This is a genomic window from Pantoea sp. AG702, from assembly GCF_003182295.1.
Classification (GTDB): domain Bacteria; phylum Pseudomonadota; class Gammaproteobacteria; order Enterobacterales; family Enterobacteriaceae; genus Pantoea; species Pantoea ananatis.
Genome location: NZ_QGTU01000010.1, coordinates 107,872 through 121,236 on the forward strand (window position 1 = coordinate 107,872; position 13,365 = coordinate 121,236).

At 51.5% G+C, this 13,365-nt stretch carries 11 protein-coding genes and 1 rRNA gene; 5 read left to right on the plus strand and 7 right to left on the minus strand.

What is annotated here, in order from left to right; all coding sequences use genetic code 11:
* Window positions 1–179: 179 nt before the first annotated feature.
* Window positions 180–1,229 (plus strand): nitrogen regulation protein NR(II), encoded by a 1,050-nt coding sequence (glnL, locus tag DFO57_RS20795; RefSeq protein ID WP_014332990.1) that lies wholly within the window; start codon window positions 180–182, stop codon window positions 1,227–1,229.
* A gap of 7 nt (window positions 1,230–1,236) precedes the next feature.
* Window positions 1,237–2,646: a nitrogen regulation protein NR(I) gene (gene glnG, locus DFO57_RS20800; protein ID WP_014332989.1), complete on the plus strand. Its 1,410-nt coding sequence runs from the start codon at window positions 1,237–1,239 to the stop codon at window positions 2,644–2,646.
* Between the two features lie 40 nt (window positions 2,647–2,686).
* Here the strand turns inward: glnG and hemN are convergent, their stop codons facing one another.
* Together hemN and yihI are read right to left on the minus strand one after the other, a co-directional pair.
* The gene (hemN, locus tag DFO57_RS20805; protein WP_089517724.1) at window positions 2,687–4,060 is read right to left on the minus strand and encodes an oxygen-independent coproporphyrinogen III oxidase; all 1,374 of its coding nucleotides are present in this window, start codon (window positions 4,058–4,060) and stop codon (window positions 2,687–2,689) included.
* Between the two features lie 234 nt (window positions 4,061–4,294).
* Window positions 4,295–4,816 (minus strand): Der GTPase-activating protein YihI, encoded by a 522-nt coding sequence (gene yihI / locus DFO57_RS20810; protein ID WP_014604730.1) that lies wholly within the window; start codon window positions 4,814–4,816, stop codon window positions 4,295–4,297.
* 549 nt (window positions 4,817–5,365) lie between these two features.
* Between yihI and yihA the strand changes: the two genes are divergently transcribed.
* Window positions 5,366–6,001 carry a ribosome biogenesis GTP-binding protein YihA/YsxC gene (gene yihA, locus DFO57_RS20815; RefSeq protein ID WP_033766259.1) on the plus strand — a complete coding sequence of 212 codons (636 nt, stop codon included), beginning with the start codon at window positions 5,366–5,368 and terminating at the stop codon, window positions 5,999–6,001.
* Window positions 6,002–6,396: 395 nt separating this feature from the next.
* Here the strand turns inward: yihA and polA are convergent, their stop codons facing one another.
* The 4 genes from polA to DFO57_RS20840 all read right to left on the minus strand — a co-directional run bounded on the left by polA (window position 6,397) and on the right by DFO57_RS20840 (window position 11,525).
* A complete protein-coding gene (gene polA / locus DFO57_RS20825; protein ID WP_110015655.1) occupies window positions 6,397–9,183 on the minus strand; it encodes a DNA polymerase I in 2,787 nt (928 codons plus the stop codon).
* A gap of 379 nt (window positions 9,184–9,562) precedes the next feature.
* Window positions 9,563–10,192, minus strand: coding sequence for a thiol:disulfide interchange protein DsbA (gene dsbA, locus DFO57_RS20830; RefSeq protein WP_013027789.1), 630 nt, complete (start codon window positions 10,190–10,192; stop codon window positions 9,563–9,565).
* Between the two features lie 25 nt (window positions 10,193–10,217).
* On the minus strand, window positions 10,218–11,204 hold the full coding sequence (locus DFO57_RS20835) for a serine/threonine protein kinase (protein WP_013027790.1): 987 nt from the start codon (window positions 11,202–11,204) through the stop codon (window positions 10,218–10,220).
* Window positions 11,205–11,249: 45 nt separating this feature from the next.
* Window positions 11,250–11,525, minus strand: a complete 276-nt coding sequence (locus DFO57_RS20840; protein ID WP_013027791.1) for a YihD family protein — start codon at window positions 11,523–11,525, stop codon at window positions 11,250–11,252.
* 52 nt (window positions 11,526–11,577) lie between these two features.
* On the opposite strand from DFO57_RS20840, the gene mobA reads away from it, so the two are divergent.
* Complete coding sequence (mobA, locus tag DFO57_RS20845) at window positions 11,578–12,150, plus strand: molybdenum cofactor guanylyltransferase MobA (RefSeq protein ID WP_029569294.1); 573 nt, start codon at window positions 11,578–11,580, stop codon at window positions 12,148–12,150.
* Entirely contained in the window at window positions 12,150–12,665 is a 516-nt protein-coding gene (gene mobB, locus DFO57_RS20850) for a molybdopterin-guanine dinucleotide biosynthesis protein MobB (protein WP_022622399.1), read from the plus strand. Before mobA ends, mobB begins: the two co-directional genes overlap by 1 nt.
* A 312-nt stretch (window positions 12,666–12,977) precedes the next feature.
* On the opposite strand, the gene rrf is transcribed toward mobB, so the two are convergent.
* Window positions 12,978–13,093, minus strand: a 5S ribosomal RNA gene (gene rrf / locus DFO57_RS20855).
* Between the last annotated feature and the right edge of the window lie 272 nt (window positions 13,094–13,365).

Genomic DNA, 13,365 nt, shown 5'->3' on the forward strand with positions numbered 1-13,365 from the left:
AATGGGTGCCGCAGACAGATCTTGCAAAGGCGGCACCGATAGTCTGAAACGTTTTTTTGTTGCCGTGGAAACTTTAGCCCATCTTCGGATGGGCTTTTTTCTCCGCGAATTCATCGTTCATTCGCTTTAATTCCGGCTTAAAGATTACAATGCACTAAATCAGTGCAGAGGAACGCTGTATGGCAACTGCCTCACTGCCCGATGCCGGGCAGATTCTCAATACCTTAATCAACAGTATTTTGTTGGTGGATAACGATTTGGTTATTCACTACGCCAACCCCGCGGCACAGCAATTACTGGCGCAAAGCTCGCGTAAATTATTCGGCACGCCGTTACCTGAACTGACCGGCTACTTTTCGCTGAATGTCGAGGTAATGCGCGAGAGTCTTGAGGCGGGCCAGGGCTTTACGGACAGTGAAGTTACCCTGGTGGTCGATGGTCGGGCACATATTATGTCGCTGACAGCGCAGCGCTTGCCTGATGGCCTGATTTTGCTGGAAATGGCGCCCATGGATAATCAACGTCGCCTGAGCCAGGAACAACTCCAGCATGCTCAGCAGGTTGCGGCACGCGATCTGGTGCGTGGGCTGGCTCATGAGATTAAAAATCCGTTAGGCGGACTGCGCGGTGCGGCCCAGCTGCTGTCTCGCGCCCTGCCCGATCCCGCGCTGAATGAATATACCAAAGTCATTATTGAACAGGCCGATCGCCTGCGGAATCTGGTGGATCGCTTATTAGGGCCGCAACAGCCCGGGATGCACATCACCCAGAGTATTCATCAGGTCGCCGAACGGGTGGTCAACCTGGTCTCGATGGAGCTGCCAGAAAATGTGTCTCTGGTCCGCGATTACGATCCCAGCCTGCCGGAGTTGCCCCACGATCCCGACCAGATCGAACAGGTACTGCTGAATGTGGTGCGTAATGCGCTGCAGGCGCTGGGCGAGGACGGTGGCACGATAGTCATTCGCACCCGTACCGCCTTTCAGCTGACGCTGCACGGTACGCGGTATCGCCTGGTCGCCCGTATTGATATCGAAGATGACGGTCCCGGCATTCCGGCTCAGCTTCAGGATACGCTGTTTTATCCGATGGTAAGCGGACGTGAAGGCGGAACCGGTTTAGGTCTTTCTATTGCCCGTAGCCTGATTGATCAGCATTCAGGAAAAATTGAGTTTAACAGTTGGCCAGGTCATACCGAATTTTCGGTTTACCTGCCTATTCGCCAGTGAGGTTTCTATGCAACGAGGGATAGTCTGGATCGTCGATGACGATAGCTCCATCCGCTGGGTGCTTGAACGCGCGCTCACTGGAGCCGGTTTGAGCTGTGCGACCTTTGACAGTGCGAACGACGTGCTGAACGCATTAGCGACAAAAACGCCGGACGTTTTATTGTCAGACATTCGTATGCCCGGAATGGACGGGCTGACGCTGCTAAAACAGATTAAACAGCGCCATCCCATGCTCCCGGTCATCATCATGACGGCGCACTCCGATCTGGATGCCGCGGTCAGTGCCTATCAGCAAGGGGCCTTTGATTATCTGCCCAAGCCGTTTGATATTGATGAGGCTGTTGCGCTGGTCGAGCGCGCCATCAGCCACTATCAGGAACAGCAGCAGCCACGTAATCAGCCTGTCAGCGGCCCGACCACCGATATTATCGGCGAAGCGCCCGCCATGCAGGATGTGTTTCGTATTATTGGCCGTCTCTCTCGCTCGTCGATCAGCGTCCTGATCAACGGGGAATCCGGTACGGGTAAAGAACTGGTTGCGCATGCGCTGCATCGCCACAGCCCTCGCAGCAAAGCGCCGTTTATTGCCCTGAATATGGCCGCGATTCCCAAGGATTTGATCGAGTCAGAACTGTTTGGTCATGAAAAAGGGGCGTTTACCGGTGCCAATCAGATCCGTCAGGGCCGTTTTGAACAGGCTGATGGCGGCACGCTGTTTTTAGACGAAATCGGCGATATGCCGCTGGATGTTCAGACACGACTGCTGCGCGTTCTGGCTGACGGGCAATTTTACCGCGTCGGCGGCTATGCGCCGGTAAAAGTTGACGTCCGTATTATTGCCGCAACGCATCAGAACCTTGAACTGCGGGTGCAGGAAGGCAAGTTCCGTGAGGATTTATTCCATCGTCTGAACGTCATCCGCGTGCATCTGCCGCCGTTGCGTGAGCGCCGTGAGGATATCCCGCGTCTGGCCCGTTATTTCCTCCAGGTTGCGGCACGGGAACTGGGGGTTGAGGCCAAGATTCTGCACGCGGAAACCGAAACCGCGCTGACACGTCTGCACTGGTCGGGTAACGTGCGCCAGTTGGAGAATACCTGTCGGTGGTTAACCGTTATGGCTGCGGGACAGGAAGTGCTGATCCAGGATCTTCCGCCAGAGCTGTTTGAATCCAGTACCCCGGAAAGCCCTACTCAGTCGTTGCCGGATAACTGGGCAACCCTGCTGGCGCAGTGGGCTGACCGCGCCTTGCGTTCCGGTCATCAAAATCTACTGTCTGAAGCCCAGCCGGAGATGGAGCGTACGTTGCTGACCACGGCGCTCCGTCATACTCAGGGCCACAAACAGGAAGCGGCACGTTTGCTGGGTTGGGGGAGAAATACCCTGACGCGTAAGCTCAAAGAACTGGGGATGGAATAAGAAATCCACTGCCGGAACAGCGCAGGCTGCTCCGGCTTTTTTATATGACGCGTGAAAACTGCTGCTGCCGCGCCTTGTGACGTAGATACGCATCAAAGCACATACAGATATTTCGAATCAGCAAGCGTCCGGCTCCCGTCACTCTCAGGTCCGTTGCATGCTGCTCCACCAGCCCATCACTAATCAGCGGTTTTAACAGCGCCATGTCTTCCGCAAAATAGCGTTCAAACTGAATATTCCACTGCGCTTCGACCGTGCTGAAATCAAGTGAGAAATTGCAGATCAGCCTTTTAATCACGTCGCGACGTAAGCAGTCGTCTTCACTGAGCAGTAATCCGCGCCACAGGCCATGGCCCTGTTTTTCAACCTGACTGTACCAGTCGTTAAGCCCTTTCTGGTTTTGCGCATAGCTGTCGCCGATCATGCTAATCGCAGATACGCCAAGCCCCAGCAAGTCACTGTCGCCCTGTGTCGTATAACCCTGAAAGTTGCGGTGCAGTTTTCCTTCACGTTGCGCGACTGCCAGCTCGTCCTGCGGTTTAGCAAAGTGATCCATACCAATAAACTGATAGCCCTGTTGGGTCAGCGTGGTAATGGTCTGCTGGAGGATATCCAGCTTCTGCTGTGCGGAGGGCAGCTCATCTTCTTTAATTTTACGCTGTGCGGCGAACAGCCCGGGGAGATGGGCATAGTTAAAGACGCTGAGGCGATCAGGATCCAATGCGATAACGCGCTGCAAGGTATAAGCGAAGCTTTCAGGCGTTTGCAGCGGCAACCCGTAAATCAAATCGATGCTGGTTGAACGAAATCCCTGCTCGCGCGCCCGCGCCATCAAGGCAAAAATAACCGCTTCATCCTGTACCCGATTCACCCGCTCCTGCACGGCTTTATTGAAATCCTGCACGCCCATGCTCAGGCGATTGAAACCACACGCGCGCAGGTGATCGATCATATCCAGTTCAATTTCACGTGGATCGACCTCGATCGACATCTCTGCGTCGTCGATAAAGGTAAAGTGCTGCTTCAACAGCGCCACCAGCCGGCTGATTTGCTGTTTATTAAGGAACGTGGGCGTTCCGCCGCCCCAGTGCAGCTGGCTAACCTGACGGCCCTTAAACAGCGGTGCGCGGGCAGTGATCTCCTGCTCAAGCGCATTCAGATAACGGTCGGCTTTATGCAGCTGACGCGTGACAATCTTATTGCAGCCACAGAAGTAGCACAGGCGATGACAGAACGGGATGTGGATATACAGCGATAAGGCACGTTGCGGATAACGTTCAATGGCGTGTCTGAAGTCGTTATCGGTAAACTTATCGTTGAACGCTAAGGCGGTGGGATAAGACGTGTAACGCGGACCGGCAGAGTTATATTTTTCAATTAACGCCTGGTCCCACTTGATCTGCATTGCTGACATGCTCACTCCTTCCGCTTACGTTGCCGTCGTAAAGGTCGCGATCCAGAAGGAAAGAGAGGTGAGCGGGCGGAAACCCGACGTAAACGCTGCTTCAGACGCGACAGTCGCCGTAGTTTAAACAATAACCACAGCAGATAACATGTCATCAACAACACGAAAATTGATCCAGGCCAAAACATTGTCGTTTACCTGTTAAGCATGGCATGCGCATGCGCGCATGCCGATCAATACAGCTTAGTTACCTTTTAGCAGGCGATACATATCCTCTTCCGCCTCCTGGTCTTCCTCTTCGTCCATTTCAATACCAAGCTGTTCCATCAGTTCATCAATGCGATCCAGCGTCACGTCAAGCCAGCCCTGATCTTCTGATGACAACGTTTCACCCTTTTCAAGACGATCGAGCAGCGCATCCAGGCGCTCACTGTTCTCCAGCTGCGCCAGCTCCTCTTCAGGCGTGAGAGACACTTTTTTCTCCCTCGCCGGTTTGGCCGCGACGTTTTTCGCTTTTGCCGGTGCGGCCTTTTCGTCAGCGATCAATGCCACTGGCTTCTTGCTGCCAATACGCGGGTCTTTCGCGGCGGCGCTTTGCTTGCCGTTGTTGCTCTGCGTTTGCGGATTAGCACGGCTGCCTGACGCATGGCCACGATGCTTTTTATCGCGTTTACGATCGCGCGCTTCATTATTGATATCTTCACGCGATTTACGTTTAGCTTTGGCGACAGGCTTACCTTTCGCAGCGCTTGCAGGTTGCTTCATGATGTTCGGTCCCGGTGTTTTTTATTCAGTATAGAATTGCGGCGAAATCTAGCAGAAACCAGACAAAGAAAAAAGGCGACAGCTCAAGCTGTCGCCTTATTTCATACCTTCAGCAGAAGGAATCATGTTTCAAATCCGTTTCGGCTCACAACGTCCCGGTTAATCCTGCGCCTGCTCAACTCCTGAGCGTATCCCTTTCCTTTTCCGGCTCCCGTCCATAGCCATTTCCATTCCAGCCGCTCTTCGTTATCCCAACATTCCTGAGCGCATCATCCTGATGAGTGCGTCCTGCACTGCTGAATAATGTAGACCATATGGTAAAAGGCTCAAGTAACACATGTCAGTCTTTAGGCGAAAAAACCTGTACTTAAGTATAATTCACTGAATTTTAATGGTTTATTTTTTTAATTATTTAACTAAAAAGAGACATAACGGGCAAAATTTATGGCAAATATCTTACAAAGGCGCCTCACCAATGGTATTGAGCACTTTCGCGCCATAACGCGTATAATCAGCGCCATTGCCCTAATGCGTTTCTGGAGTATTCCCTTGTCTGAACTGAATTACCATGTCACCCGCTTCATTCTTAGCGCACCGGACATCCGCCATTTGCCCTCTGATACCGGCATTGAAGTTGCGTTTGCTGGTCGTTCAAACGCGGGTAAATCCAGCGCCTTAAATACGCTCACCAATCAAAAAGGCCTGGCGCGAACCAGTAAAACACCCGGTCGTACGCAGCTGATTAACCTGTTTGAAGTTGCAGAAGGCAAGCGCCTCGTAGACTTACCGGGTTACGGCTATGCTGAAGTGCCAGAAGAGATGAAACTCAAATGGCAACGGGCATTGGGCGAATATCTGCAAAAAAGGCAGGCGCTTAAAGGCCTGGTGATACTGATGGATATCCGCCACCCGCTTAAAGATCTGGATCAGCAAATGATTCAGTGGGCGGTTGAGAGCGAGATCCCTGTACTCCTGCTGCTGACTAAAGCTGACAAGCTCGCTTCCGGCGCACGTAAAGCCCAGCTCAATATGGTGAAAGAAGCCTCAATGGCGTTTATGGGTGATGTGCAGGTTGAGGTTTTCTCATCGCTGAAAAAAATCGGCGTCGACAAAGTGCGCCATAAGCTGAATAGCTGGTTTAGTGAACTCGAACCTGCTGTTGAAGATCAGGGCACTGAAGCCTGACAAACCTCACAGGCTGCCGTTTTTTAGCGTCAGCCCAATAAAAAACGCCCCAGTCACAGAATGACTGGGGCGGCTAAATTCAGCCAAATCCGATTACGTGAAGTAAAAGGTCTGAAAGATAGAACATCTTACCTCTGTACCCTACGCCTCGAACTTTACCTGATTTTTTGTGAGCAACAAAGGTTTTTTTGTTGCTCTCTTTCATTTTTAGTCACTTTTTTTACCATGCTCGTCACAAAAATGAGGATGGCATGTAGTTAAATTACAAAAAAAGTGCTTAGGCCATAATAAGTTACTGCATCGTTTTGCAGCGCCGGTACCACGGTGTGCCGGCTTCATGCCTGATCACGTGATAATGCGCCAGCGGTGGCGCATAAACGCCACCAGCCAGAGTCTTAATGCGCCTGATCCCAGTTGTCGCCTACGCCGACTTCGACCAGTAAGGGGACATCCAGCGCCATACTGCCCTCCATCAGCGCGCGAATCTGCTTGCTGGCTTCATCGACGGCTTCAGCTTTGATTTCAAACACCAGTTCATCGTGCACTTGCATGATCATCCTGACCGCATCATCGGTTTGCTTTTGTAACCAGTCATCGACCGCAATCATAGCGCGTTTGATGATATCCGCGGCCGTTCCCTGCATGGGGGCATTAATCGCCGCACGTTCAGCAGCTTTACGACGAATGGCATTACTGGACTTGATGTCGGGCAACCACAAACGGCGTCCATCCAGCGTTTCAACATACCCGTTACTGGCTGCAAGCTGCCGCGTGTTTTCCATATAGCGCAGCACGCCAGGATAGCGCTCGAAGTACAAATCCATATACTTTTTCGCTTCGCCTGCGCCAATGTTCAGCTGGCGAGATAATCCAAACGCGCTCATGCCGTAGATAAGACCAAAGTTGATGGCCTTGGCGCTACGACGTTGTTCACCCGTGACCTTAGACAGCGGCACGCCAAAGACCTCTGACGCAGTAGCACGGTGAATATCTTCTCCCTGGGAAAAGGCATCGAGCAGCCCTTTATCCTGTGACAGATGCGCCATGATACGCAGTTCAATCTGTGAATAGTCCGCCGCCACGATACGGTTCCCCTTGCCCGCAACAAAGGCCTGACGAATGCGGCGTCCTTCATCGTTACGGACCGGGATGTTTTGCAGGTTAGGATCGGTTGAAGACAGGCGACCGGTAGCCGTTACCGCCTGATGATAGGACGTGTGCACGCGACCGCTGACAGGATTGATCATCAGCGGCAGTTTATCAGTGTAAGTTGACTTCAGTTTCGACAACCCACGGTGCTCCAGAATGACCTTTGGCAGCGGATAGTCCAGTGCCAGCTCAGCCAGGACTTCTTCACTGGTAGAAGGCGCGCCTCCGGGTGTTTTCTTCGTCGGCTTAATGCCCTGCTTTTCAAACAGGATGACCTGCAGCTGCTTGGTCGATGAGAGATTAAAGGGCTCGCCCGCCAGCTCATGCGCTTTAAGCTCAAGCTCAGCCAGGCGCGATGTCAGCTCTTTAGAGTGCTGCGCCAGAATGGCTTGATCGATCAATACGCCGTTACGCTCGACACGTGAAATCACCTTAAGCAGGGGCATTTCAATTTGTTCAAAAACCTTTTTAGGGCCGGCTTCTTTTTCAAGCTCAGGCCACATTTTCAAATGCAGTTGCAGAGTGACATCGGCATCTTCTGCTGCGTAATGTGCAGCCTGCTCTAAAGCGATTTGATTAAATGTGAGCTGATTTTTCCCTTTACCGGCGATCTCTTCAAAGGTAATGGTTTTATGATTCAGCCACCGCGCAGACAGGCTGTCCATATCATGCTTGCCCACTACGCTGTTCAGGATATATGACTCCAGCATGGTGTCATATTTGATACCGGCGAGTTCAATATCGTAGTTTTTCAGCACGCCACGATCGTATTTGAGATTTTGCCCCACTTTACTGGCGTCAGGATCTTCGAGCAGCGGCTTGAGTTGCGCAAGAACGGCATCGCGGTCGAGCTGCTCCGGCGCATCAAGGTAATCATGTGCCACGGGCAGGTAAGCCGCCTCACCTGGCGCTACCGCAAAACTGAGGCCGACGATATTAGCCGTTAACGTATCCAGCCCATCGGTTTCGAGATCGAACGCAAAGACCTCGCTGTTTTTCAGCTTCTCCACCCAGGCATCTAAGGTTTGCTGATCCAGAATGGTGATATAGCCGTCAGCCGATAACAGGCTGGTGGCCTCAACGCTCGCCACCGGCTCATCGGTAAGAACCTGCTGGGCTTGCCGGTTGCTTTTAGTACCCTGCAGCCATTTTCCCTCTTGCAGGTCGGTCAACCAGCGCTTGAATTCGAAACGGCTAAATAGCGCTTGCAGCGCGTTAACATCAGGTTCGCTGACCGTAAGCGCTTCACAGGGTTGATCGAGCTCGACGTCTGTTTTAATGGTGGCAAGCTGATAAGAAAGAAAAGCAACATCGCGATTCTGCTCCAGTTTCGCGGCCATGGTTTTTGCACCGCGAAAAGAGAGATCGGCGACTTTATCAAGATTGTCGTAAATGGACTGCATCCCGCCCAGCCCCTGCAGCAGCGCCTGGGCTGTTTTTTCACCCACGCCGGGTACGCCGGGAATATTATCTGAGCTGTCCCCCATCATCGCCAGAAAATCGATGATCAACGACGGTGGCACACCATACTTCTGCTCAACCTCTTCTGGGCCAAGAATGGTATTCGTCATGGTATTGATTAGCGTAATGCCCGGTGTGACAAGCTGCGCCATATCTTTATCGCCGGTGCTGATCAGAACAGCGTGGCCTTTTTTCTCTGCCTCTAACGCCAGCGTACCAATCACATCGTCCGCTTCAACGCCGCTGACAGCCAACAGCGGCAAGCCCATCGCACGCACCATTTCGTGCAGCGGCTCTGTTTGTGACCGCAAATCATCAGGCATCGGTGGGCGGTGGGATTTGTAATGTTCAAACAGTTCATCCCTGAAGGTTTTGCCTTTAGCATCAAACACCACAGCAACATGTGTAGGGCTGTACTGTACCAACAGGCTTTTCAGCATGTTGAGCACGCCATACATAGCACCAGTAGGCTCTCCTGCGCTGTTGGTTAGCGGCGGGAAAGCGTGGTACGCGCGATAAAGATAGGATGAGCCATCAACCAAAATCAGGGGGTTTTCTGCTATTTGCGCCATATGTCTGTGTATTCTTCGTTGCCATGGATTGGCCTATAAGGATGCCACACCTTGGCGAAAAGGGTTAATCAAGACAAACAGAGCGTGACGTTTTTCGTGCTTCTGTAATGAGGATCGCAACGATCTTTCTGTGGATAACTTTGTGCGTAAAAATTATATCAATAGTTTATTTATGTCATAAAAAAGATTCAGCCAAAATTAAAAATAATAAAATCATATATTTAATATAAATCCGTGATGCGATCGTGATTTTTAATGGCATGTTTGCTTGTGTGGATAGAAAAACTGTGCTTCTTCAACAGGTCAGCGATGGGCGCACAAATTACAAATGAAAACGCCAGCGTATGCTGGCGTTTTGCAAAAAACTCAGCGTAAAACGCTATTTTTTCTCAACCAGGAACTTCACTACGTTGGCATAATCCGCCACGAAGTTTGCCATTGAGCTGGTATCCAGACCGCCATTATTAACCATATATTTGCCGTTAATAAACATCGCTGGCACGCCGCGCAGATCAACGTCAGACGCCGCTTTTTGCTGCTGGGCAACAAGGGCTTTTACTGCAAAGCTGTTCCAGGCCGCATCGTACTGCTCAGAAGAAATGCCCGCTGCTTTGATGAATACGTCTTTCAGGCTGGCTGCATCCGTAATCGTCTGGCTTTTCTGAATGCCATCAAAAATAGGTGAAGTCACTTTATCTTCTACGCCCAGCGCCATCGCGACGGCCCACGCATGAGTGACAACGGGACCTAAGTCGCCGCCAAGGAAGTCAACGTGGTACTTCACCATCTTCGTATCGGCTGGCAGATTCTTTTTAACTGCATCACCGACGTGGTAAATTTGCTCAAACTGGTAGCAGTGAGGGCAGAAAAAAGAGAAAAACTCCATAACCTGGGGTTCACCTGCAACAGGTTTAGGCAGGCTAACGTATTGTTTACCTTCAGTGAATTGTGCAGCAGATGCGCTGAACGCCAGCACCAAACCCATCAGTGCAAAAAATATTTTCTTCATTGGGGAAAACTCTCCTGACTTTTCATTAAAATTGCGGGGCCAGCTGCAACGGAGGTTCCCGTAACACCTTTTCCTGCTCGATAAACTGCAAAATTTGCCGGCGCCAGAAATCCTCATCCGTCATCCAGGGGAAAGCGCGCGGAAAAGCGGGATCCTGCCAGCGGCGCACGACCCAGGCCAGATAATAAATCATGCGCATAGCACGTAAAGGCTCAATCAGTGACAATTCGTTAATATCGAAGTCGCTGAATTCGCTGTATGCGTCCAACAGAATATCCCACTGAATACGCTGTTCCTGTCTATCGCCACTTATTAACATCCACAGATCCTGAATAGCGGGACCATTGCGGGCATCATCAAGATCGACAAACAGCGGGCCATCGCGCCACAGAATATTGCCCGGGTGGCAATCACCATGTAAGCGTAGCGGCTGCCAGTCGCTATGCCAGCACTGCCGCAGCGTGATGCCAAGTTTATCGACAGCTTCCAGCAATGCTGGGCGGAGTGACGCAGGCACGAGCTCAGCCTTTGCCAGGACTTCTCGCGGCTGCTCCAGATATTCTTCAAGCCCTATGGATGGGCGTTGCTGAAACAGGCTTTTGCGGCCAGTTTGATGAATACGTCCCAGGAAACGGCCTACCCATTCCATCTGATCTTCGTTGTCGGTTTCATACTGCCGTCCACCCAGGCTGGGAAAGACCGCATAGTAAAAGCCAGCATGACGTTGCAGCGTATCGCCCTGCAAAACTAACGGCGCGGCAATCGGCACCTCATCATCCAGTAAATCCTGGGAAAACCGATGCTCTTCGGTGATCTGTTCTGCACTCCAGCGCTGAGGGCGATAAAACTTGGCCACATAGCGACGTTTTTCATCGTCGCTAAACTGATAAACCCGATTTTCATAGCTGTTCAGGGCGGTTAAACCGGAATCTACCCGTATACCCGTTTCCCAAAGCGCATCCAGCAGGACATCAGGATTGAGTGTCTGGAAGTTAAAGGCGGCATCACTCATGGTTATCCCTGTGCTTATCTTTACGGTTAATGGCCAAGGATAACACTACTCGTCATTTTTGATGACACCACGTGCACGTAGCAGGGCGGTTTTAAAATCGACTTCATAATCTTTTTTCAGGCCTGGAATCTGATCGTCGCTGGCTGAATCACGCATTTTTAGATGATAAATCAATACGTCATCGCTTAATTCACTTAATGGGCCAATGAAACCAGACTCGTGGGCCAGTTTTTGTAAAAATGCCAACAGGTTAAGATCGGGCTCTTTCTCCCATGCCGGTTGCAGGAGTTCAAGCAGTTCAGTCAGCCGATGGGTTTTCATAATGATTCCTCAATGCAGGTGATTCACGTCCAGAATGACACAAGGAGACAAGATGGCAGCATTTACCGGTGTAATCCTTGCTGGTGGACAAGGTAGCCGTATGGGCGGGCAGGATAAAGGATTACTTATGATGCAGAGTAAACCCCTATACCAACACGTTCTACAGCGGTTGAGGCCGCAGGTAGACATTGTGTTAATAAGCGCTAACCGCAACATTGATCGTTATCAGCTAAGTGGTTATCAGGTCGTAACCGATTCAATCAAGGACTACCCAGGACCGCTTGCAGGTATGTTGAGCGGTTTACGGCACAGCCCCACTGATTGGGTGGCATTTTGTGCCTGTGATACACCTCAGATCCCCGGTGATTTTGTTGCGCGCCTCTGGCAGCAGCGTAACAACGCACCTGCTGTATGGGTGAAATCCTCCCAGCGGGATCATCCAACCCTGGCCTTGATGAATAAGGCGATTGCCGACGATCTTGAGACATGGTTGTTACGGGGGGAGCGCAGGCTTATGCAGTTTATGCGTGAGCATGGTGGGCACCCGGTTTTATTTAGCGATCCAGAGTCAGCGTTCAGCAACATCAATACACCTGACGATCTGATCATGCAGGAGAAGTCATAATGCATATTCCGTTATTGGCCATTGTCGCCTGGAGCGGAACCGGTAAAACCACACTACTCGAGCAAGTTATACCCTTGTTAAAAGCGCAGGAAATACGTGCAGGATTAATTAAACATACCCACCATGACATGGACGTAGACAGGCCGGGTAAAGACAGCTATCGGCTGCGTAAAGCCGGAGCCGATCAGGTTATTGTCGCCAGCGACAGGCGTTGGGCGCTGATGTGTGAAACGCCTGAGCAGCCTGTCAGCTTAATGACGTTAGTGGGACGAATGGACGGCGAACAGTTGGATGTAGTGTTAGTCGAAGGATTTAAAGATGAGCCAGTCGCCAAAATTGTGCTTTGGCGATCGGGTATTAAAGGTGAGCTAGCAGCACTGCTGGATGAGAAGGTGGTGGCTGTCGCCTGTGACGACACGACTTTAAACCTGAATGTGCCCGTTTTGAACATCAACCAGCCACAAGAAGTGGCCGCATTTATCCTGACATGGCTGGGTAAAAAGGCGCATAGCTGACAACACAATGGGTAGCGAGTGAATGATGCAGATCAGCAGCGTTCAGTAGAGGGTTTTCCCGTCTTCGAACGGCAAAGAAGGTGTAATTACCATCATCGTTAGAGCCTGTCTGCCGCGTACCAGATGACGTGCCTGTGTTTTACGTCGCTCCGCCACTGCACCCGTGCCTTGCTACAGGTTCACCGTTGCCCGCTAAACGCCGGTAAAGGGATGCGTCCGGTCCGGAACGGCGCAGAGATGAGGGGTTATCTGCCAGATCGCAGACGTAAAAAAGCCCTGAACGTCAGTTCAGGGCTTCTTCACTTGTTTGATGCCTGGCAGTTCCCTACTCTCGCATGGGGAGACCCCACACTACCATCGGCGCTACGGCGTTTCACTTCTGAGTTCGGCATGGGGTCAGGTGGGACCACCGCGCTACAGCCGCCAGGCAAATTCTTTGCGCCGAAACGAATCTTTTACATCGTGACCGCGTTGCCATCGCTCAGCCACACCGGTCACATACTTCAGTATGCTCCCGCTGATGTCTTCGCGCTGCGCCCTGTCACGCCGCAAAATCTTTCGTTTCCGCAGATTCTTTATCCGGTAAACAATGCTGAAAATTCTAGTCGTCTCTCTACCAAAACGCCTCTGGCGTTGTAAGGTTAAGCCTCACGGGTCATTAGTACCGGTAAGCTCAACGCATCGCTGCGCTTACACACCC

Coding starts and splice junctions, on each gene's coding strand:
- DFO57_RS20835 (WP_013027790.1), bottom strand. CDS start 11,204: ATGAGTGATGCCGCCTTTAACTTCCAGACACTCAATCCTGATGTCCTG.
- DFO57_RS20840 (WP_013027791.1), bottom strand. CDS start 11,525: ATGAAAACCCATCGGCTGACTGAACTGCTTGAACTCCTGCAACCGGCA.
- glnL (WP_014332990.1), top strand. CDS start 180: ATGGCAACTGCCTCACTGCCCGATGCCGGGCAGATTCTCAATACCTTA.
- yihI (WP_014604730.1), bottom strand. CDS start 4,816: ATGAAGCAACCTGCAAGCGCTGCGAAAGGTAAGCCTGTCGCCAAAGCT.
- glnG (WP_014332989.1), top strand. CDS start 1,237: ATGCAACGAGGGATAGTCTGGATCGTCGATGACGATAGCTCCATCCGC.
- mobB (WP_022622399.1), top strand. CDS start 12,150: ATGCATATTCCGTTATTGGCCATTGTCGCCTGGAGCGGAACCGGTAAA.
- polA (WP_110015655.1), bottom strand. CDS start 9,183: ATGGCGCAAATAGCAGAAAACCCCCTGATTTTGGTTGATGGCTCATCC.
- dsbA (WP_013027789.1), bottom strand. CDS start 10,192: ATGAAGAAAATATTTTTTGCACTGATGGGTTTGGTGCTGGCGTTCAGC.
- hemN (WP_089517724.1), bottom strand. CDS start 4,060: ATGTCAGCAATGCAGATCAAGTGGGACCAGGCGTTAATTGAAAAATAT.
- mobA (WP_029569294.1), top strand. CDS start 11,578: ATGGCAGCATTTACCGGTGTAATCCTTGCTGGTGGACAAGGTAGCCGT.